Genomic DNA, 20287 nt, shown 5'->3' with positions numbered 1-20287 from the left:
CGACGTTCAGACTCGCAACCAGACAGCCTGATCGCGTCCGACTGACACCGTCTTACCTTGGGTGTCCAACGGAATCGACGATGCGATAACCGCGTCAGCGTTCACGGTCACCTTTTCGGCGCCGAAGTTGACGATGCACCGGAAACCGGGCTCGCGGGAAAAGTCGAGGACCTCGTCGCTGGACTCGTTCCAAGTCATCGTTCCGGCGCCCAGTGCTGGGTTGGCATGGCGCTCGGCCAGTAGGGTGCGGTAGAGGGCAAAGAAGGATGACGAATCGTTCTGCTCAGATTCGACGGTCCACTCGGCCCAATTACTCGGCATGGGGAGCCAGGTGTTCGCGTTTGTCGACCACCCATAGGGTGCGTTGGAACCGCTCCACGGCATGGGAACGCGACATCCGTCACGACCGCGATCTGTGTGTCCAGAACGTTTCCAGGTGGGGTCTTGGAGGGTTTCTTCGGGAAGATCTTCGACCTCTGGGAGGCCAAGTTCTTCGCCTTGGTAAATGTAGGCACCGCCCGGTAGAGCCAGCTCCAGCATGGCGGCGGCGCGAGCCCGACACCGTCCCAGAGCCACATCGGTAGGGGTGCCATGAAACTGGGCGTGCGGAGCCGACGGATCCGAGAAGTCCAGCCCGGAGATCTCCTTGCCGTAGCGGGAGACCGGGCGGACATTGTCGTGGTTACCAAGTACCCAGGTGGCACTAGCGCCCACCGACTCGTGAGCTGCTAGCGATTCGGTGATCGTGGTGCGAAGCGAGTTGGCCTTCTACGCCGAGATGAGGAACTCGAAGTTAAAGGACGTATGCAGCCGATCTGACTCGAGGTAGCGGACCAGGCGGTCGTGGGGGAGGTAAGCCTCGGCGACAAACATCCTGGGTCCCTCGGGAGTATCGGCGTATTCGTCGGCGATAGCACGCCAGCGTCGCTGAATTGATGCAAGTTCAGGCTGATCCCACATCGGACTATCCCCGACGAGCTCGCCGAACTTTTCGTTCTCGGGGAGATCTGGAAGACCGGATTCCTTAACCAGCGAGTTGGCGACGTCGATGCGGAAACCGTCGATCCCGCGGTCGAACCAGAACCTCAGCACCCGGTCAAACTCTTCGAGGACGTCGGAGTTCTCCCAGTTCCAGTCGGGCTGCGAAACGTCAAAAAAGTGTAGGTAACACTGACCGGGAGTGCCGTCCGGCTCGGTGATGCGCTCCCATGCGCCGCTGCCGAAAACTGACGGCCAGTTGTTCGGGGGAAGTTCACCGTTCTCGCCCCGGCCATCACGAAAGATGTAGCGGTCGCGTTCTGGGGAGCCGGGAGCTGCGGCTAACGCCTTTTTGAACCATGGATGCTCTTGAGAGGAGTGGTTCGGGACGAGATCGATGATGACCCGCAGACCCAGCTCGTGCGCCTGTGCCACGAGGGCGTCCGCATCGGCGAGGGTGCCAAAGTCCGGGTTGATGTCGCAGTAGTCGCTGACGTCGTATCCGCCGTCAGCCATGGGGGAGGGGTACCACGGTGAGATCCACAGGGCGTCGACACCCAAGGTGACGAGGTGGTCGAGGTGGTCGATGATGCCACGCACGTCGCCAATGCCGTCTCCGTTCGAGTCGGCGAAGCTGCGTGGGTAGACCTGATAGACGACAGCGGACTTCCACCAGTCGTTGATCGTAGGGGAGGTGGTCATGGGGCTCCTTATGGGGTTGCGTGGGGTAGGAACAGACACGACGGCCAGGGCTGGCCACTCTCGTGGAGGGAAGACTCAGTTGGCGCGGACTTCGCGACCGTCGCCTGACCAGTTGAGGTGCCAAGAACCTTCGTCGTCAACGCGCCGGTACGTGTGGGCACCGAAAAGGTCGCGCAGACCCTGGGTGAGAGCGGCGTTAAGACGAGGGGCTCGGACTTGGTCGTAGTAGCCCAGGGCTGAAGAGAATCCCGGAACTGGAACACCGGCCTCGACAGCACAGGCGACGACCCGGCGCCACGCTTGCTGGCAGCGTGCGAGCTCGGCCTTCACGGACGGGGCCTCAAGGAGGGATACGAGGTCACCGGCGGCGTATTCATCCCTGATGCGTTGGAGCAGACGCGCGCGAATGATGCAGCCATCGCGCCAGATTGACGCGATTTGGCCCATATCGACCTCCCAGTTGTACTCGGCGGCCGCCGTACGAATCTCGTCGAGACCTTGTGCGTAGGCCACCACCTTCGCCGACCATAGGGCATCACGAACATCGGTAAGGAAGGTTTGCCGGTCCTCAACAGTGATGGTGTGCTCCGGCCCCGCAAGGACATGCTGACCGACCGTGCGCAGCGGCACGGCGCTGGAAACGGATCGGGCGAAGACCGCCTCGCTGATAGTGGAGACATCCACTCCAAGCTCGAGAGCAGTCTGGACGGTCCAGGTGCCCGTTCCCTTCATTCCCGCCTCGTCGCGGATGACGTCGAGGAGGTCTGTGTCGGGGTTACGAGGATCCTTGGCACGCAGTACCCGAGAAGTGATTTCGACGAGGTAGGAATTGAGGTCGCCATGGTTCCACGACTCGAAGGCATCGGCGGCCTCAGCATTGGTCAAACCGGCGGCACGCAAAAGGGAGTGCGCCTCGCCAATGAACTGCATATCGGCGTACTCGATGCCATTATGGACCATCTTGACGAAGTGTCCGGCGCCGTCAGTACCCATCCATGCGCAGCAGGGTTCACCGTCGACGTGGGCGGAGATTTTTTCTAAGACCGGTCCGATGATTTCGTAAGATTCCTTAGACCCGCCAGGCATAATTGATGGACCCTCAAGGGCCCCGACTTCCCCACCGGAGATGCCAGTACCAACATAGTGAATGCCGGTGGGACGTATTTCCTCCTCACGGCGGCGGGTATCACCAAAATAAGCATTACCACCGTCGACGAGGACATCACCAGGTTGGAGGAGAGGGGTGATCTCTTTAATGACGGCATCGGTGCCGCACCCCGCCTTAACCATCATGACGACGCGACGCGGGCGCTCGAGGCTGGCTACGAAATTGGCCAGGTCATGGAAGGGCAGGAACGTCCCTTCGTTGCCATGCCCGGCTATCACCTCGTCGGTACGTGATGCGGTGCGGTTATAGATGGCGACACGGAAGCCCTTACGGGCCATATTTCGGGCCAGATTAGAGCCCATGACGGCCATTCCGATGACGCCGACCTCGGCGGTCTGTGGCGCAGTGTCACTCATGCGTTTCCTCCTCGGTGTCTCGTCCCCATCTTTCCAGTGATTCACTCTTGATGCAGTTGAGGGCGGATCTGGTGAGGTTATGAGATGCCGCGCGCGTGTGAACACCGATGAGTGCAATCGGCAAACACATTGGAGCTTAGCCCTTTCACAATGGCTCCTCCCACATTTAAGCTCGATGAAGATTAAGTTCTATGAAGTCCGGTTACTCGCGTGCGCATAGACGCTACGCTGAGGCCATGATCGATGCGCTGGCCTTCGTGCCCATGAAAACCTTGCCTGGCTGGCCCGAAGCTCACTACAGCTCTGTTCACCTGCTCATGCTGTGCGTCGTGTGGCCGATCGCCACTGCCGTTCTCTTCATCTTCGTTGGGTGGGGAATCCATCGTGCGAAGGGACGCAATAGCAACGATCCTGACTGATTCTCAACCAGCTGCCTGATACGAAGACGATAGTGGCCTCGAACAAACGGTTCGAGGCCACTATCGTCGTTCACGTCACCCGCGGCTTGCCTCCTGGCAGCGCAGGATACGGCGGGCGTTATCAGCACGTTCGGCAAGGACGCGACGGACCGTGCTGCCGGGGTCATTGTCGGAAACCCAGCCCTCTAGTTTGTTGAGCCAGGCGGCGTCTATGACCTCGGTACTCGGGAATAGCCACATTAAGGCGTTCTGCACCTGGGCGTGACCGGCCTTGGCCCACTGACCCTCGTGGGAGTCGATGGCTTTGCATAGCTCGAGGTATGGATCGACGTACGGGGAGAGAACCTCGGTCTGATCAGGCTGAATGAACTGCATGACCAACTGACGGTAAGTCTCGTTGGGTACCGAATCGTCGGTGGTGGCGCGCTGCCAGGCGGCCTGTTTAGCCTGGGCGGTCGGCATTGCGGCGCGGGCCCCGGCAGCTTGCTCGGAACCAGAGATGGTGTTGTCTCGTTGCAGCTCGGCGGCGATCTCGTCTTCCCCAACTCTTCCCACTCTGGCAAGCGCGGTGACGAGGCGCCACCTCATGCCCTGATCGATACTGAGTCCCTCGGGGACTTCCTCACCGGACAGCCACCCCTTGAGCAGGTCTGCGGCGTCGGTGGTGGCTGCGGTAGCCAGACCGTTGGCATAGGCAACCTGGTGGTCAGAGCCGGGCATGGCATCTCGAAGGCCAGTCGCGAGGATGGCGACGAGACGGTCACGCACTTCCTGGCGATCTTCGGCGTTGCTGTACGAGATCGCGGCGGTTGTCGCCTGGCGGATGAGTGCGGTCACGGCTGTGAGGTCGGTTTCGCTGGGCAAGCCTTTGCCAACCAAGGTGACATAGTCCTGGGCGCGCATCTCGGCATCGCGGCACATGTCCCATGCCGAGCTCCAACACAGTGCACGGGCCAGCGGGTCAGATAGGGCGTCAATGCGGTCAATGAGGGTGGCCATCGAATGATCGTCGAGACGTACCTTGGCGTAGGTCAGGTCGCTATCGTTGAGTAGCACCAGATCGCCGCGGGAGTGCCCGACGAGGGCCGCGATCGGGGTACGCTCGTCGTGGATGTCCACGTCGAGAAGCTCGGTACGGGTCAGGTGGTCGTCGGTAAGGGTGTAGATGCCGACTCCCAGACGATGGGTACGCAGAGTCGGATACTTCTCGGTAGCGGTCTGGACGATGTCGAAGCGTGTGAAGTTGCCCTTCTCGTCGACGTCGTAGTCCGGGCGGACGGTGTTGACACCGGGGGTACGCAGCCACTGCTCGGTGAAGGAGGACAGGTCCCGCCCCGACGCCACCTGGAGTTGGTGGAGAAGGTCTTTGAGTTCGGTGTTTGAGAAGGCGTTTTGGGCGAAATACGTCCGCACGCCAGCGAGGAACTTATCTTCACCCACAAAGGCGACCAGTTGCTTGAGGGTTGATGCGCCCTTGGCGTAGGTGATCCCGTCGAAGTTCTGTTCGACGGTGTCAAGATCGATCATGTCGGCTGCAATGGGGTGGGTGGTCGGCAGCTGGTCCTGGGTGTAACCCCAGGTCTTGCGCTGGTTGGCGAAAGAAACCCACGGGTCGATGCCGCCATGCTTCTCGACGATCTTTTCCTGGCAGTAGTGTGAGGCCCACTCGGCGAAGGACTCGTTGAGCCACAGATCATCCCACCATTTCATTGTTACGAGATCGCCAAACCACATGTGGGCAAGCTCGTGAAGGATGGTGTTATCACGGTTTTCGTATGCAGCCGACGTGACCCGGGAGCGAAAGAGCAGGTCGTCGCGATGGGTTATGCAAGCGGCGTTTTCCATGGCGCCCGCATTGAACTCCGGGACGAAAGACTGGGTGTACTTACCGAACGGATAAGGATATCCGAACTCGGCCTCGTAGACCTCGAACCCGCGCTGGGTGGTGGTCCGAATACGGTCGGCGTCGAGGTATTCCGTTATTGACTGACGGCACAGAATGTCGGCATCAATTTCTCCTGAAGCCGTATGGATTGTCCCGTGATCGACATGGTATTCACCGGCGACGAGAGCCGTGAGGTAGGTCGAAATCGGGAGGGTGGGTTCAAAAGACCACCGCGACATCCCCTCCCACGGGCCTTCGGTCGGTTCCGGAGCGGGGGAGTTAGAGACGATGGTCCAACCGGTAGGTGCGATGACTTGCAGCTCGAAGGTCATCTTTTGGTCGGGCTGCTCAAAGTCCGCGTACATGCGCCTGGCGTCAGCAATTTCGAACTGGGTGTATAGGTAGACCTTGCCGTCGGCAGGGTCGACAAAACGGTGCAGACCCTCCCCGGAATGGGAGTAGCGGCACAGCGCGGTGACGGTGATCTCGTGAGTTCCCGGCTCAGTCGTGAATGGGAAACGATTATGTGAGAATGCGGCGGGATCCAATGGAGTGCCGTCGAGGTCTGCGGCGTAGACGCCGTCAGCAATAAGGTCGAGATGGCTCTGCCCACCAGTCGATGAGAACTGAATTGTTGAGGAGGAAACGAAGGTTTCGGTCGGCTCGCCGAGCGGGTCGCCGTTGGGGTCGCGTCCAGAAAGATCAACGAGCACCTTGGAGCTATGTGCCGTGATGACCTGGGAGCGCTGCTGCGCCTCCTCGCGAGTGATGTTGACCGAGCTCATCATGCCTCCGTGGAACATGCGTTAGTTATGAGCGCACATAATGCACCCAACAATTCTTATAAGACTCTATCGGTTCCCTCTTTGGCTGTCTTGTCAATTGTGAACTGTGTTCCATGCTTATGCGCCATACGCGAACAATGCAGGGGTTCGTCTTTGCCAGGGTTAAGCGCGTGCGGCCCGGTTGGGGCCATGAGGACAACAGTTGATTTGGGTGCAACCTGACCCGGGCGACGTCACGTTGGATATTTGTGGTAAAAAGGTTGACGACGTATCGTCTTTCGCGACATGAGTTTGGCCGTTTTCAATGAAGGACGCGATCTCTCCGGCGACTACTGTGCTGAGACGGAAAAGACATGGCCCCGGTCGGGCAGGACGTCGGTACGCCGGTCACTATGTCTTTGGTGCCCATGGACGAGGAAGCCAAGGTTGACCTCGCCAAGTGCATCCCGGTGGCCAGGCAATTCTCTTTGCAACGGACCTGGACGAAAGCTCGTCGGTGAATGCACAACTATGTGAACTGCGCAAAGATGGGACTATGGTTGACGATTCCACCCAAGGTGGCGAGCTGGAGGCGAGCGAGGCTGGGGCCGAAGCGCGCCACCACTGGACTGAGTTGGCCCAGCGCATCCTTGACGCCCAGGACGCTTACTATGCCCGCGACGCTCCCACGATCTCTGATGCCGAATACGACCGGCTTATGGTTGAACTCAAGAAGGTGGAGGACGACCATCCGGAGTTGCGCACTCCCGACTCGCCCACTCAGCGGGTTGGAGCTCCACAACGGATAACAGATTTCGCCCCGGTCAAACACCTCGAACGGCTACTGAGCCTGGACAACGTCTTTACCCGCGACGAACTGTCAGAATGGATGAACAGGGTCGCTACTGCCGTCGGAAAGATCCCGAATTTCCTCTGCGAGCTGAAGATTGACGGGTTGGCGGTCGACCTCGTCTACCGAGACGGGCAGCTTGTATCCGGGGCGACACGCGGTGATGGCCGTATCGGTGAGGACGTCACCGCGAACGTGCGTACGATCGCGGCTATACCCCGGAAACTGACTGGCGACGACGTCCCTCGTCTGCTTGAAGTTCGGGGCGAGGTATTTTTCCCGGTCGCTGATTTCACCGACCTCAACGCTGCCCTCATCGAGGCAGGTAAGAACCCCTTTGCTAACCCGCGCAATGCGGCTGCCGGTTCGCTGCGGCAGAAGGACTCTCGGGTGACGGCGTCCCGGCCTCTGTCGATGATCGTCCACGGTATTGGGGTGCTGGAAGGTCACGATTTCCCTAGCCAGGGGCATGCCTACGACAAGCTTGCGCAGTGGGGGTTACCCGTCTCGCCGTACTTCAAGATCGTGGAGCATGTCGATGAGGTACATGAGTTCGTGACCCGCTGGGGCGAGTCCCGCGACGAGGCCTCCCACCAGATTGACGGCGTGGTGGTCAAGGTTGATGATGTCTCTTTGCAGCGCAAGCTGGGTGCCACCTCGCGAGCTCCCCGGTGGGCCATCGCATATAAATACCCGCCTGAAGAAGTCAACACCGAGCTCCTTGATATCCGCGTCAATGTTGGAAGGACCGGTCGTGTCACCCCGTACGGGGTCATGAGACCGGTAACAGTTGCCGGGTCCACCGTCGAGATGGCTACCCTCCACAACGCTTTCGAGGTCAAGCGCAAAGGAGTGCTCATTGGCGACACCGTGGTGCTGCGCAAGGCTGGTGACGTTATTCCGGAAATCCTTGGCCCGGTGGTGGAGCTGCGTAACGGCACTGAGCGGGAGTTTCTTATGCCCGACCACTGCCCGAGCTGTGGGGCAGAGCTGGCCTACGAAAAGAACGGTGACAAGGATCTTCGCTGCCCTAATGCTCAAGGTTGTCCCTCCCAGCTACACGAGCGGGTCTTCGGATTAGCGTCACGTGGCGCCCTCGACATCGAAGCTCTTGGTTGGGAGGCCGCCATCGCTCTGACTGATCCGGAAAACCAGCGCCCGGGTGATGACGAGGTCGCTGAGGAACTTCCGAAACGACAAACGGCAGTGCTGAGCTCCGAGGCTGGTCTGTTCGACCTGCAGCTCGACGATCTCGCCGAGGTCAAAGTATGGCGTCGTAGGAAAGTTAACGGCGGCCCAGGCCCCTGGCAGCTTGAACCCTATTTCTTCACGAAGGCGACAGCGAAAAAGCCGTCGACTCCGACTGCCACGACCAAGAAAATGTTCGACGAGTTAGCGAAGGCCAAGTCTCAGCCGTTGTGGAGAGTGCTGGTCGCCCTGTCTATCCGTCATGTCGGACCAACGGCGGCCCGGGCTCTGGCCACCCACTTCGGGTCAGTTGAGGCCATCCGGGAAGCGTCCGTCGAGGAACTTGCTGGAGTCGATGGGGTGGGTGAGATTATCGCCGAATCGGTCAAGCGATGGTTCGAAGTCGACTGGCATCAGGAGATTATTAGTCGATGGGCCGCAGCGGGAGTGCGGATGGCCGACGATCGTGACGAGGCCCCTGAGCAGACCCTCGAGGGGTTGACTGTGGTCGTCACGGGAAGTCTGGAGGGATTCAGCCGTGACGAGGCGAAGGAGGCCATCGTCTCGCGCGGAGGAAAAGCGGCTGGATCCGTCTCCCGAAAGACTGACTACGTCGTCGTGGGGGAGAATGCCGGATCCAAGGAAACCAAGGCGCGAGACCTGGGCCGTCCCATCCTTGACGAGGCCGGGTTCCGGTATTTGCTTGAAAACGGTCCGCAGGGGATCACAACCATCGGGTGAGTGTCGATTCTCTGGGGTCTGTCACTCCGATAAGGCAACGTGGACCGGGTAAAGATGCCTGGTCCACGTTGCGTAAGGGTGCCTCAGAACTCCGAAATGTTATGGGCGACGTCGACGGTGGAAAACATCCGGTCCACCGCTGCGATCTGCTCGTCAGTGCCAGTAATGCGGTGGGCAGCGGCCAGCGAGAATCCCCGGCCCATTCCGAAATACAGCGATCCAAGTGCAGCCACGTCAAGGGTCGCGGCGTCGGTGGAGTCGTCGACCTTCGTGACGGTCGCAGGCGCTCCCGGAGCCTCGACGTCGACCTGCCAGGTGCCCTCGGCATAACCCATCGGGTCAACGACGTGGAAGGTGACTGAGCCTTGATGGTCCCAACCGCGTACGGCCATCGCCTTCTTGACGTCAAGGATGCGCAGCCAGCCGAGATCGATATGGCGGGTGAACTTCACAACTCGGGGGTCTTCTACCGCCCATGGCAGTGGGGTGGCGGGATCGACCTTTGGTGCCTTGATCATCTCGATGAGGTCAACCGAGGCGAGGAACTCCCACAACGCGACTTCAGCGTCCGGGGTGGTGGCGACCATGTCGAGGATGGTGATCTGTGAGCCGAAATCCTTGTCGATCTGGTAGGAAACGACGCCGTCGGGTTCGCCATCGTCGTTGTGATGGACGATTGAACGGACGCGACGGTTTGGGCCGCCCTTCTGAGGGTCCCAGCGTCCGGAAGCGTAATCGACGTGCCACGGCTGGCGATTGTGGGACCCGCGACGGGCCCGGTGGAACTCGGAGAACACTTTGAGACGAAGATCATCAATGGCCAGTGGATCAGCCATCGAGACTGTTCCGCTTGGGGCGTGGTTGAGCTTAAACCGGCCGTCAACGACGATCTCGACGCTTTGATCGCGGGTTGAGATGCCGTATCCGAACCGTCCGTAGATGCTGCCCTCGGTGGCAGTCAGGGCGGCGAATGCTAGACCCTCCTCCTTGGAACGGGTCAGGGTATTCGTCATGAGGGTACGTAGCAGACCGCGTCTGCGGTGGCTGGCGCGCACAGTGACGTCGGTAATGAACGTGGCCGGCTCGAGATGACCATGGCCGGTGTTAATGGTGCTCGGGTATGTGTCCATTGTCGCGACCGGAAGGTTGGGAAACTCCGGGTCTGGGTCAGGTTGGCGGATTGTCCACAACTGTTCGCCCTCGACACAAGCGGCGTAGTGCTCGAGCTCGGCGTCGGAGGGTTGGGACAGGTGAAACCCCAGTGCTACCGCGCGTAGCACATTGTCGACCGCCTCGCTGCGGGAACCGTCGCTGGTGACCAGTTCCAGACGGTAGGGGTCGGGGACCTGAACAGATGAGGTGCTTTCAGCCATAGCCTTCACGCTATCGAAGATGATCTACGACACTGACTGGCCGGGTCTAGGTGCCATGATGGAGGCATGACCTTTAAGCCTTCACATGTTCATATCGGCACCGACCATGCGGCCTTTGAGCTTAAGGAGTACCTCGTTGGCAAGTTGACCGAAGCTGGATACCAGGTCGTCGATCATGGTGCGGCTAGCTATGACTCTCAGGATGACTATCCCGACTACTGCATCCCGTGTGCTCAGGCCGTGATGGCCGACCCGGGGTCGCTTGGCATCGTGCTGGGTGGTTCCGGCAACGGAGAGCAGATCGCTGCGAACAAGGTCAAGGGGATTCGCGCCGCACTGGCGTACACCGTCGAGATCGCGGAACTGGCACGTCTCCACAACAATGCGAACGTTGTCTCTTTGGGTGGCCGGATGCAGACTCAGGAGGAAGCCTGGCAGATCGTCGAAACTTTCCTGACGACCGATTTCTCCCACGAGGACCGCCACCAGCGTCGTATTGACAAGCTCATTCGCTGGGAGGACAAGGGCTCACTGGGGTGAGTTCTCCTGCCCTGAATTATTGACGTGACTGGCGGTGGCTCGACGTTGAAGATCCGCCAGTATCGTCTTCCACTCCTGACCCGGCTCGGGCATCTGGGACTCACCGGAGGGTTCGGGCTGCTCCACAAGTTCGCGCGTCCTCATAGCGCGATCTCCTTTAAGGATTGACCCATGACCACGCCGGTGGTCATGGTTTCGGTGCTGTTTGCCGTGGTCAGAGGCATTCATGAAGCTATCCTGCCTCAACTCGTTGCGCCTGTTCGACTTCCATGACGCTATGACTACTTATCCGAGAGGACAACCAACCGTGCCTGAAGGCCACGTCATCCATCGTCTTGCCAATGCCATCGGCTTGGCCTTCGCCGGTTCACGGGTTGAGGTCACTTCTCCGCAGGGACGATTCGCCGAATCCGCAGCCATGCTGGATGGGACAGTGCTGGCCTCAGCTCAGGCATGGGGCAAACATCTCGTCGTGGACTTCGATAATCATCGTCCTGACCACCTGTTACACATCCACTTGGGATTGATTGGCAAGCTGGCAGTCGAGCCGACAGTTCCTGTGGTCGGTCAGGTGCGGTTACGCATCACCGACGGCGTTACTGCAGCTGATCTACGCGGTCCGCAAACGTGCGAGCTCATCAACGACGACGAGTGGGGGACGGTCGCAGCCACTATTGGCCCCGACCCCATCCGCGACGATGCAGATCCGGACGTTGCATGGGACAAGGTACGACGGTCGTCACGGCGAATCAGCGATGTGTTGTTAGACCAAAGGGTTGCGGCCGGAGTTGGCAATATTTACCGAGCTGAGGTGTTATTTCGCCACCGCGTTGATCCAGCCACCCCTGGCAAGCAGATTTCCCACTCAACGTGGTTGGCGATGTGGGATGATCTGGTCATGCTCATGCGCGCCGGAGTTGAGTCAGGGCGCATCGACACCGTGCAGCCAGAGCACACTCCGGAGGCGATGGGTCGGCCCCCTCGGGTAGATCATCATGGCGGTGAGGTGTACGTCTACCGGCGCGAGGACCAGCCCTGTTTGGTGTGTAATACGCCGGTGCGGATGGTCGCACAGGGAGGGCGTCACCTGTTTTGGTGCCCACGGTGTCAGCGTCGGCGTCACTGACGGTTGTTGGTTTTGGAGGTCAGAATGAACCGCGTCACCGTTAGTCCACCGTGGACACTGGTGTCATGCCAGGAGTCCGATCACGAGTCCTCGTGGATGTGGACACACCCATGCGGAGCGGTCCTTTCGGTCCAGTCGCGTGAAGGAGACGTGGCGGAACTCGTCGCCGGGATCACCATGCCTCCCGGTGTTGATGACACTGATGTGACGGTTCCCGGTCCGACGTGGACTCTCGATCAACCGGTCCCAGCCATCGTTTGGGCTGCTGGGGCTAGCGGAATTGTCGTCACCAGAGGCGCCTGTGACGATGCAGCATTGACGGTCTGGCGTCAAGATATGGGAGATTGCCACCCTGTTGATGAGGGGGTCAGTCTGCTGGGTGCTGAGGTCGCACTGTCTCCAGGCAGCGCCCGAATGGCTTTGTGGCGTGGTCATCCGGCGGGCGCCGTCGTGGAAGCGCTGGAATGTCTTCCCTCGTGGTTGCCGTGTGAAACGATCGTTGACCCGCCGGAAGAAATGATGTGTCGTACCCCAGATGCTGGCATTCTTGTCGATGGAATCGACCAGACCAGTGAAACGATTGGCCCGCTACCGATGGGGGCTCATGACCTTGTCATCTATGAGTCCCGGGGAGCTACCCGGGTGATGATTGGGTGGTCTCCCCACGTTGCGTCGGCGGTTGGTGCTCGTGTCGATGAGATCGTATCGAGTTTTGATCCACGCACCGTTTCAGGTCCTCAGACGTGGTTGCTTATGAGTGCGGTCGGCATGAGGGTCGCACCATTTGATGCTCTCGAGATGGCTGCTGAGGGCCTGGAAAATGTTTTGTCACGGCCCTTTGGGAAAGGCGACGATCACGTCGCCAAGCTCCTCACCTGTTGCGCTGCGTTCCGGCTGGGTCACCGCGTGGGTAATCCCGAGCTTCGTGACGAGGGGCTGCGTCGGTTGTGGGAGCTTCCAATAGATGAGCCGGGTACTTTTATGTCCCGGTGTATAGCCTCAGCTGAGTTGGCTGAGCTAGTCCCGGGGGGCGTCTGGGTCAACGTTGCTGTACATGATGGGGAGGATCCGCTAGTACGCGCGGAACGAGCCATATGGACGGGGCGTTTTGGTGGCCGGGATGCTGACGAGGCGGTTTGGGAATTGGGAGCCTTTCTTCCTGCGGTGTCCGGAGGGCCGCTCTATGTCGACGGGCACCGGGTGCCCCGACGCCGTGCCGCCCTTGCCTACGCGATGACGACGGTCTGGCCAGAGGACTTGACGAGCGCATTTGGTCCGATGCGGGTGGGGGAGTTGCGACAGCGCACGGCACGGCGCTTGCTCATCAGCGAGCATCTCGACGATGAGGATCTGGCGCTGCTCACCTGGTGACAAACTGGTGCGTCGTTGGGGCGGCAGGATTACTGCATCGTGTTGGAAATGTCTCATTTTCGCCTCCAATTCACCATGTGCAGTAGGCGGGTGGGACTGTTCCGGCAGTGGGGTTCTGGTTGTGTCGTGTGCACGTGGCACAGTTAGGGCGTGACATCGTCCGACCCCGTACCTGAGACACGAGCGGCATCCGCTGCTCGGCCACGCACCGGTTCTCGATCGACCTCGAATCCAAGGTCCACTCCGGTTGTCGTCATCCCGCGGCTTATGAACATCGCCGCCCTACTCATCGTGTTACGCCTGGTGTTTAGCCGCACCACGTGGGTGGCTATCGCCAACAACGTGTTCTCGTTGTTCATTTTCCCGGTTGACGGTTTCGGTTGGGCCGGTGTCGTGGTCCTGTTGGTGCTGTCGGACGCGCTGTCGCGACGTAAAAGGTTCGCCTGGTGGGTGAGCCTCGTCGTGTTTGGGTTGATGTGGCTGGTGGCGGCCGCGTTCTTTATCATCGTGGTCACCGAGGTTTTCATAGGTTGGCCGACAGACACCCTTAACGACGTTGATCTGGCGGGGTATCTGTTCAACGTGTTTTCGGTTGGCTGGATCTTGGTGGCATTGTTGACTCATCGTCGCGACTTTGCTGCGCACACGGTTCGCGCCAATCTCGGACGAGCGGTCGTCGTACTCGCTGGCGGTCTGTTGGCTACCGGATTTATTGGGTGGCTATTGGTGTCCCTGACCGGTGGTGTTGGACGGCCACGGAACCGCCTGGTGCACATCATTACTCGCATCCTTCAAGGTAGTGGAGCAGGTATCGCCCAGGAGCCGACGTCGCCGCACTGGGTGCAAGGTGTGGTCTCATTCCTGCTGGCCGTCGTGCTGGTGGCTGCGCTCGTCGTCATTTTGCGTTCCCAACGCAATATCGCGATGATGAGCCTGTCTGACGAGCTGAGATTACGCCGCCTTCTTGACGAAAATCCGGCTGATTCGCTGGGATATTTTGCCCTGCGCCGTGACAAGGCTGTCGTCTTTTCTCGCAACGGTCATGCCGCCGTCTGTTATCGCACGGAGGCTGGGGTGGCGTTGGCGTCGGGTGACCCAGTTGGCCCGGTTGACCAGTGGCCCGGAGCCATTGACGCATTTCTTGAGGTCGCCCACACCTATGGATGGGTTCCTGCCGTCGTTGGCACCTCAGAGGAAGGTGCGACGACATGGAACCAGGCCGGTTTGAGGGCGATGCGCATCGGCGACGAAGCCATCATCTCCCCGGCTACGTTTAATCTCGATGATCCTGATCTCAAGCCGGTGCGCCATACGGTCACGAAACTGCGCGCGATGGGATACACGACTCGGGTTCGACGCCATGAGGACATCAATCCGCAGGAGTTGCACAGCCTGATTGACCTGACTGATAAATGGCGTCAAAACGGCGACGAGCGCGGCTTCTCAATGGCGTTGTCTCGGTTGGGGGACCCTCTAGATGGTCGATGTGTCATGGTGGAGGCGATCTACCCCGACGACGGCCCTCGCGCTGGTCAGACGGCCGGTATTCTGTCCTTTACACCATGGGGTAATGACGGCTTGTCCCTCGACGTCATGAGGCGAGATCTCGACGGAGCAGATAACGGTGTGACTGAACTTATGGTCGCCGGACTCATGGCGGCCGGGCCAGAAATTGGCATTCGGCGGGTGTCCATGAATTTCGCGGTGTTCCGCGAGGCTATTGAGGAAGGCGCTCGAGTGGGTGCTTCCCCGGTGCGTCGGCTTAACCGCTGGTTGGTACTGGTGGCATCGAAGTGGTTTCAGATTGAGCAGTTGTACCGTTCCAACGTCAAGTACAAGCCGAGCTGGCAGACCCGCTACCTTAATTTCACTGACACCTCTGATCTGGCTCAGGTTGGTCTAGCAATGGGTATTGCTGAGGGTCAGCTCGATATTCCTAATTGGCTTTACCCGGTGGAACCGCCGCCCCAGCCGATATATTCAATTAGCGGGCATCCAGAGATTGCCGAATTCCTGGCTGAAGAACGCGCGCCAATTCTTCCGCAGCGTCGTCTTCCCGAACAGGTTCGTACTCGAATGGCGACCCGTGAGCGTCTTATTGAGTCGGGGGTGGAGGCCTATCCGCCTGACTGTAAGCCTGACCACCGGCTGGGTGACGTCGCCGTCGAGCTGACTGGCCAGGAGATGACCGTTTCCGGACGGGTGGATGCCTGCCGTGACCACGGCGGGGTCATCTTCGTTGACCTCTTCGACTGGACAGGTGCCTGCCAGCTAGTCATGGAACGTGACACCATGGGCGTCGACAGTCTGCGCGACTTCCGTCATGCGGTGTCTTTGGGAGATCACCTCGTTGCGACTGGAACAGTTGGGGCATCCCGTAACGGGACGCTAAGTCTGGAGATGACGTCGTGGCGGCTAGCAGCGAAGTCGTTGCGACCGCTGCCATCGAGAAGATCGGGATTCAATGACCCAGAGGCCAAGGTTCGTCAGCGTTATCTCGACCTCATCGTCAACCCCAGTGCGCGCGATCAGCTGCGTGCTCGCTCGAATGCCATCCGCGCGGTGCGAGAAACCCTGCTAAGTCACGACTACATCGAGGTTGAGACGCCGATTCTGCAGACGATCCACGGCGGGGCGAATGCGCGTCCATTCCACACCCACATCAACGCCTACGACCTGGACCTTTATCTGCGCATTGCCCCAGAGCTGTACCTCAAGAGGCTTATGGTCGGCGGGGCGGGACGAGTTTTCGAGATTGGTAGGAACTTCCGCAACGAGGGTGCCGACGCTACCCATAATCCCGAATTCACGATGCTCGAGGCCTACCAGGCCTATGGCGATTACGTCCAGATGCGTCACCTCACGAGGGAGATGATCCTGTCCGCAGCCCGCAACGCCACCGGTGGGACGGTCGTGCGCGGACGTGACCGCAAGGGTGTTGAGCATGAGATCGATTTGGCTAACGAATGGCATGTCATCACTGTCAACGAGGGAATCTCGCGCGGTTTGGGGGAGGAAGTTACTGCCGATACCCCCAAAGAGACGCTCATCGGGTACGCCAATAAGCTCGGGATTGCGACTTTGCCGAAGTGGAGTCGAGGCGATGTCGTCCTGGAGTTGCACGAGCACTTGAGTGAGCATGTCACCGTCGAACCGACCTTCTTCTGCGACTTCCCGACCGACGTCTCCCCGCTGACACGACAGCACCGCGATGACCCGCGACTGGCCGAGAAATGGGATCTCATCATCTTCGGCTCCGAGGTGGGTACTGCCTATACGGAACTCGTCGATCCGGTGATCCAACGGGAGCGGTTTACAGCCCAGTCCTTGCTCGCTGCGGGTGGCGATCCGGAGGCGATGGAGCTTGATGAGGACTTCCTGGAGGCTCTCGAGTACGCGATGCCGCCTTCTGGCGGTATGGGCATGGGGCTGGATCGTCTGGTCATGATGCTGACGAATGCGTCAATTCGCGAGACGATTAGCTTCCCGCTGGTGCGTCCGCGCACCTTGTGAGGGCGCGAGGGTTTGAATCCTGGAGTGAGATAGGGGAGTGTCATGGGTGGCGATGACGAGATCGGCTGTTCTGACATGCACGGCCACAAAATGCTTGATTCGTCTCACGACGCCGTGACGTCGGTTCGCGAGTTAGGCAGACGGCCGTTCCGTGTCGCATACGACGATGGGGAAGGGCCGGACTACCACGTCAAGGATCCCGTCGTACTGCTCATGGCAGGAGCTGCGGCGTCGAGCGACTTCTGGAAACCCGTCGTGGATCGCCTCCAGCACGTCGACGTCATCACCTACGACCGTCCAGGTCTCGGTGGGACTATCTGGCCGGGGCGCTATCCCGAGCTGGATGAAGAAGTCGCGAGCCTGACCGACCTCGTTGGTCTGGTTCAGGGGCATTGGGACATTGGGCAGCCACGGAAGGTTATTCTTGTTGCCCATTCCATGGCGGCCTTCCATGCCGAGGCGTTTGCTCGGATGCATCCCGAGGTTGTGGCAGGGGTCGTCTTCGTTGATCCCTCTGTAGAGTGGCCAACTCATCCACCGCGTCGTCGCAGCGTGGCGTTGCCGCGTGCGGTTTATAAGGTTATGGACTCGGTGGCTGGCTCGTTAGGTCGTCACGCTTTCGCCGTCGGCGTCATGGCGCAAACGGCGAGGTCAGGTTCGGTGGTGTGGCATCAATTCCAGGAGCACCGGCTCCACCGGGTTTATGGCAGCCCCGACGCTATGGCGATGGCAGTAGCCGAATGGATTGGGTACGACCAGCAAGCGTGGGACCTCATGGCTGTACGTTCACAGCATGCCTGGCCTGACGTGCCGACGGTGTTGCTGTCGGCGGTGTACTCAGGCCAGGAGCAAGAGCTGAAACTTCATGAACGCCTGGCTCCGATGCTCAACGCAAGATTGGTCGTGGTGGAAAACTCCCACCACCTCATGATGCTGGATAGGCCGGAGGCTATCGCTGATGCCATCTGCTCACTGGTGAGGTGACGCGAATCCCCGTCCTTGTGATGGCTCATTGGCCGAGCGGCGGGGTTTCCACTAAGCTATCGGTGTTCTCGTTGCGGTGAGCGTAGCGGAACGGGGCGTAGCGTAGTGGCTAGCGCGCCTGCTTTGGGAGCAGGAGATCGCAGGTTCGAGTCCTGTCGCCCCGACCAGCTTGTCAGGTCTAACGTGGTGGCGTTTTTGCTAGTCAGGCGGGCTTTTGAATAGCTTCCAAGCATCGCTGCCGAGGAAAGCACGATGCAGAGCTTGTTGTAATCGCTGTGTGATTCCGGGTCTAAGGACTGCGAAGCGTCTGTAGAGCGCCTTATATGAGGGGCTTTCGTGTAGTTTGTAGTCAGTAGTGTTTACAAGGGACCTGTTGCCATTGTGGCCGAGGGCGAGAATCGGAGTCATGAGCGATCTGTCATATTTCTGGAGTGAGGCCAGTCCTCTACCCATGACAGTCCGGGCAGCGGTCAGAGTCAGGGTCGGTAGAGGTGAGTGGCCTTCACCGCCAGAGATGGTGTGCCTTCGGCAGGACGCTTTAGCAAGAACCGTCGTGTCACTGGTTTTGGGAAGGAGCAGTGACACCCCGCAAACTGGAGCTCAGAAGAATTCACGGCGGGTGGGTGTGGCTTCGATCCGTTCTGCTTCCGTTGGGGCTGAAGGTACGCGGGCTGTACGGATGATCACATGTCACAAGAGTGTTCATTGTGGGCAGCGAGGCGATGCAGGTACAGACAGCCAGGACACCGGTGGATGGGTTGAAGCATGAGCAAACGCGTGAACGCAATGAGGGATTTCATTGTTTCCCACCCGTGGTGGTGTGTGCTCATCGTCGCGGCTATGTTCTGGATCCCACGTGCGGGAATATGGATGACCGTAGGATCTTGGCTGGCGATTATCGCTGTCTGCGCTAAGCACAGGTCGCTACCTGCCGCGAAGGTTAGTGCAAGAGTAGTGTCTTCGGGGTCCTCAATGGAGCTTAACGTTGGGGATAGGGTCACCCGTTACGACGTTTTTGGAATGTGCTATTACGAGGTTCCGAAATCCGTTGTTGGGTCTACGGTGCTATGCGTTGAACGCGAGCCACAGAATAGCTACGATAAGAACGCACTCAAAGTTAGCGTGGATGGAAGCCATATCGGTTATGTGTCTGTATGGGCTGCTGCCGATATTGCCCCAGAGTGGGACTCTCTAGGCGTGACATCGATGGATGTTCACGGATGTGTTATCAGTGCTCTTGATGCATACGTTGAGATCCCGACTAATGACGCCCTCCGCGGGGCACTTACTCGACCACGTACGAGTAAGACCATGCCTTCGATACGCCCGTTAGCTCACCCGCGGCTCTTGTCGTCAGCGCCCTCTACCAAGCGTATGCAGATGCCAGTTAAACCGTGGGGGCCTTGCGTGCGTAACTACAAACTTGTCGCGACTAAGAAGTTCAAGGCTGGTATCACTCGGGTCTGTGTCTCTTGCGGCGAGGATGGTAAACGCGAAAAGGTGCGGCTTGATGACCTCGATGCGCAGGTGAGGCTTACCCCCAACCACAAACTAGCCGTCTTCATTGATGATGTGCAGGTCGGAATGGTTCCGGATGAGGCGAGAGAATCATACCGTCATGTGGTCGAGGAGCTTCACTCGTCGCATCAATGTTTGTTGGTTCCGGCCTCGATTTGGATGACCCGCCAGAACGGGTTTAAAGCCGGTGTGAGTGTTAAGTTTCCGCTGCCCGATGAGGTGAAGGTTCCTGTCGGAATGCCCAGTGGACCGGTAGCCATCCTGCCCCAGGGCCGTAAGGTGCAAGTCACGGGTGAGGAGAACCACACTGAGGCTTTGTTGGGTCTGCTTGCCGGCGAGCACTCTGTACCAGTGGTAGCTGAGCTGGAGTCGTTTATCAAGAAGCTCAAGACGACAGAGAGGACGGTCGTAGGCGTCAAGGTAGGCGGCGTGATGGTGGGCCTGTTGTCGACCCAAATGAGTCAGCACTTTCTTCCCGTCGTCGAAGCGTGCGAGGAAACGGGAATTACGTTGGTGTGCTCCGGCAGAATCACCGGTAATCAGCTCAAGGTCGACATGGTGCTTGAGGCGGTTAAGGGCAGCGAATTACCGCCGGAATGGATCAATGACAACGTGTATAGGTACGCCAAGAGGCTTGCCGGTCAAGCAGGAGCCCCAGAATCTTCGCTTCACCAGGGTGAATCTAGCTACGATGATCGGGTCGCAGAGTGACGCCGATCAAGGGCTGGTGCGCCTCGCCGAGACGCGCGCCAGTGTGATCGGCTACGTCAGCCCATGACAATGGGAGGACGTTACTTTCTCACGTCACCGA

General features: G+C 59.4%; 14 protein-coding genes, 1 tRNA gene and 1 pseudogene. 11 read left to right on the top strand and 5 right to left on the bottom strand.

Going from position 1 to position 20287, the window contains the following annotated elements:
- Positions 1-6 precede the first annotated feature (6 nt).
- Both CPA42_RS13725 and gndA read right to left on the bottom strand, forming a co-directional pair.
- A pseudogene (locus CPA42_RS13725) lies at positions 7-1680 on the bottom strand (glycoside hydrolase family 13 protein).
- Positions 1681-1755: 75 nt separating this feature from the next.
- On the bottom strand, positions 1756-3204 hold the full coding sequence (gndA, locus tag CPA42_RS08625) for an NADP-dependent phosphogluconate dehydrogenase (protein ID WP_002517032.1): 1449 nt from the start codon (positions 3202-3204) through the stop codon (positions 1756-1758).
- A gap of 191 nt (positions 3205-3395) precedes the next feature.
- Between gndA and CPA42_RS08620 the strand changes: the two genes are divergently transcribed.
- Positions 3396-3623, top strand: coding sequence for a hypothetical protein (locus CPA42_RS08620; RefSeq protein WP_002516893.1), 228 nt, complete (start codon positions 3396-3398; stop codon positions 3621-3623).
- A gap of 75 nt (positions 3624-3698) precedes the next feature.
- Here the strand turns inward: CPA42_RS08620 and pepN are convergent, their stop codons facing one another.
- Positions 3699-6311 (bottom strand): aminopeptidase N, encoded by a 2613-nt coding sequence (gene pepN / locus CPA42_RS08615; protein ID WP_002519257.1) that lies wholly within the window; start codon positions 6309-6311, stop codon positions 3699-3701.
- Positions 6312-6646: 335 nt separating this feature from the next.
- Between pepN and CPA42_RS12755 the strand changes: the two genes are divergently transcribed.
- Both CPA42_RS12755 and ligA read left to right on the top strand, forming a co-directional pair.
- Positions 6647-6793, top strand: a complete 147-nt coding sequence (locus tag CPA42_RS12755; RefSeq protein ID WP_002516947.1) for a hypothetical protein — start codon at positions 6647-6649, stop codon at positions 6791-6793.
- Between the two features lie 35 nt (positions 6794-6828).
- Entirely contained in the window at positions 6829-9051 is a 2223-nt protein-coding gene (gene ligA, locus CPA42_RS08610; protein ID WP_002519258.1) for an NAD-dependent DNA ligase LigA, read from the top strand.
- 83 nt (positions 9052-9134) lie between these two features.
- Here the strand turns inward: ligA and CPA42_RS08605 are convergent, their stop codons facing one another.
- A complete protein-coding gene (locus CPA42_RS08605) occupies positions 9135-10424 on the bottom strand; it encodes a GNAT family N-acetyltransferase (RefSeq protein ID WP_002519259.1) in 1290 nt (429 codons plus the stop codon).
- Positions 10425-10490: 66 nt separating this feature from the next.
- Here CPA42_RS08605 and CPA42_RS08600 point away from each other — a divergent pair, with 66 nt between their 5' ends.
- The gene (locus tag CPA42_RS08600; RefSeq protein ID WP_002516937.1) at positions 10491-10964 is read left to right on the top strand and encodes a ribose-5-phosphate isomerase; all 474 of its coding nucleotides are present in this window, start codon (positions 10491-10493) and stop codon (positions 10962-10964) included.
- Here CPA42_RS08600 and CPA42_RS08595 read toward each other — a convergent pair.
- Entirely contained in the window at positions 10953-11192 is a 240-nt protein-coding gene (locus CPA42_RS08595; protein ID WP_002516955.1) for a hypothetical protein, read from the bottom strand. The two genes, CPA42_RS08600 and CPA42_RS08595, sit on opposite strands and share 12 nt — an antisense overlap.
- 79 nt (positions 11193-11271) lie before the next feature.
- Here CPA42_RS08595 and CPA42_RS08590 point away from each other — a divergent pair, with 79 nt between their 5' ends.
- The 7 genes from CPA42_RS08590 (at position 11272) to CPA42_RS08560 (ending at position 20187) form a co-directional block, all read left to right on the top strand.
- Complete coding sequence (locus CPA42_RS08590; protein WP_002516998.1) at positions 11272-12090, top strand: Fpg/Nei family DNA glycosylase; 819 nt, start codon at positions 11272-11274, stop codon at positions 12088-12090.
- A 96-nt stretch (positions 12091-12186) separates the two neighbouring features.
- Positions 12187-13461, top strand: coding sequence for a hypothetical protein (locus tag CPA42_RS08585; RefSeq protein ID WP_002519261.1), 1275 nt, complete (start codon positions 12187-12189; stop codon positions 13459-13461).
- Positions 13462-13728: 267 nt separating this feature from the next.
- Positions 13729-16974: a bifunctional lysylphosphatidylglycerol synthetase/lysine--tRNA ligase LysX gene (gene lysX, locus CPA42_RS08580; protein ID WP_002516929.1), complete on the top strand. Its 3246-nt coding sequence runs from the start codon at positions 13729-13731 to the stop codon at positions 16972-16974.
- Between the two features lie 42 nt (positions 16975-17016).
- Positions 17017-17958 carry an alpha/beta fold hydrolase gene (locus CPA42_RS08575; protein ID WP_002516974.1) on the top strand — a complete coding sequence of 314 codons (942 nt, stop codon included), beginning with the start codon at positions 17017-17019 and terminating at the stop codon, positions 17956-17958.
- A 91-nt stretch (positions 17959-18049) separates the two neighbouring features.
- Positions 18050-18125 (top strand) — tRNA-Pro (locus CPA42_RS08570).
- Between the two features lie 206 nt (positions 18126-18331).
- Positions 18332-18727 carry a hypothetical protein gene (locus CPA42_RS08565; protein ID WP_002519262.1) on the top strand — a complete coding sequence of 132 codons (396 nt, stop codon included), beginning with the start codon at positions 18332-18334 and terminating at the stop codon, positions 18725-18727.
- Positions 18724-20187: an HIRAN domain-containing protein gene (locus tag CPA42_RS08560; RefSeq protein ID WP_002519263.1), complete on the top strand. Its 1464-nt coding sequence runs from the start codon at positions 18724-18726 to the stop codon at positions 20185-20187. The genes CPA42_RS08565 and CPA42_RS08560 overlap by 4 nt, the downstream gene beginning before the upstream one ends.
- The last annotated feature ends 100 nt before the right edge of the window (positions 20188-20287 follow it).

Origin of the sequence: Cutibacterium acnes (genome assembly GCF_003030305.1) — a bacterium.
Lineage (GTDB): Bacteria > Actinomycetota > Actinomycetes > Propionibacteriales > Propionibacteriaceae > Cutibacterium > Cutibacterium acnes.
The sequence above is the reverse complement of the archived record's forward strand: the minus strand, read 5'-3'. Positions and strand labels throughout refer to the sequence as shown.

What these genes read in the sequence shown, in the direction of transcription:
- gndA (WP_002517032.1), bottom strand. Translation starts at nt 3,204, where the DNA reads ATGAGTGACACTGCGCCACAGACCGCCGAGGTCGGCGTCATCGGAATG.
- CPA42_RS08620 (WP_002516893.1), top strand. Translation starts at nt 3,396, where the DNA reads ATGAAGTCCGGTTACTCGCGTGCGCATAGACGCTACGCTGAGGCCATG.
- pepN (WP_002519257.1), bottom strand. Translation starts at nt 6,311, where the DNA reads ATGTTCCACGGAGGCATGATGAGCTCGGTCAACATCACTCGCGAGGAG.
- CPA42_RS12755 (WP_002516947.1), top strand. Translation starts at nt 6,647, where the DNA reads ATGGCCCCGGTCGGGCAGGACGTCGGTACGCCGGTCACTATGTCTTTG.
- ligA (WP_002519258.1), top strand. Translation starts at nt 6,829, where the DNA reads ATGGTTGACGATTCCACCCAAGGTGGCGAGCTGGAGGCGAGCGAGGCT.
- CPA42_RS08605 (WP_002519259.1), bottom strand. Translation starts at nt 10,424, where the DNA reads ATGGCTGAAAGCACCTCATCTGTTCAGGTCCCCGACCCCTACCGTCTG.
- CPA42_RS08600 (WP_002516937.1), top strand. Translation starts at nt 10,491, where the DNA reads ATGACCTTTAAGCCTTCACATGTTCATATCGGCACCGACCATGCGGCC.
- CPA42_RS08595 (WP_002516955.1), bottom strand. Translation starts at nt 11,192, where the DNA reads ATGAATGCCTCTGACCACGGCAAACAGCACCGAAACCATGACCACCGG.
- CPA42_RS08585 (WP_002519261.1), top strand. Translation starts at nt 12,187, where the DNA reads ATGTGGACACACCCATGCGGAGCGGTCCTTTCGGTCCAGTCGCGTGAA.
- lysX (WP_002516929.1), top strand. Translation starts at nt 13,729, where the DNA reads ATGAACATCGCCGCCCTACTCATCGTGTTACGCCTGGTGTTTAGCCGC.
- CPA42_RS08575 (WP_002516974.1), top strand. Translation starts at nt 17,017, where the DNA reads ATGGGTGGCGATGACGAGATCGGCTGTTCTGACATGCACGGCCACAAA.
- CPA42_RS08560 (WP_002519263.1), top strand. Translation starts at nt 18,724, where the DNA reads ATGAGCAAACGCGTGAACGCAATGAGGGATTTCATTGTTTCCCACCCG.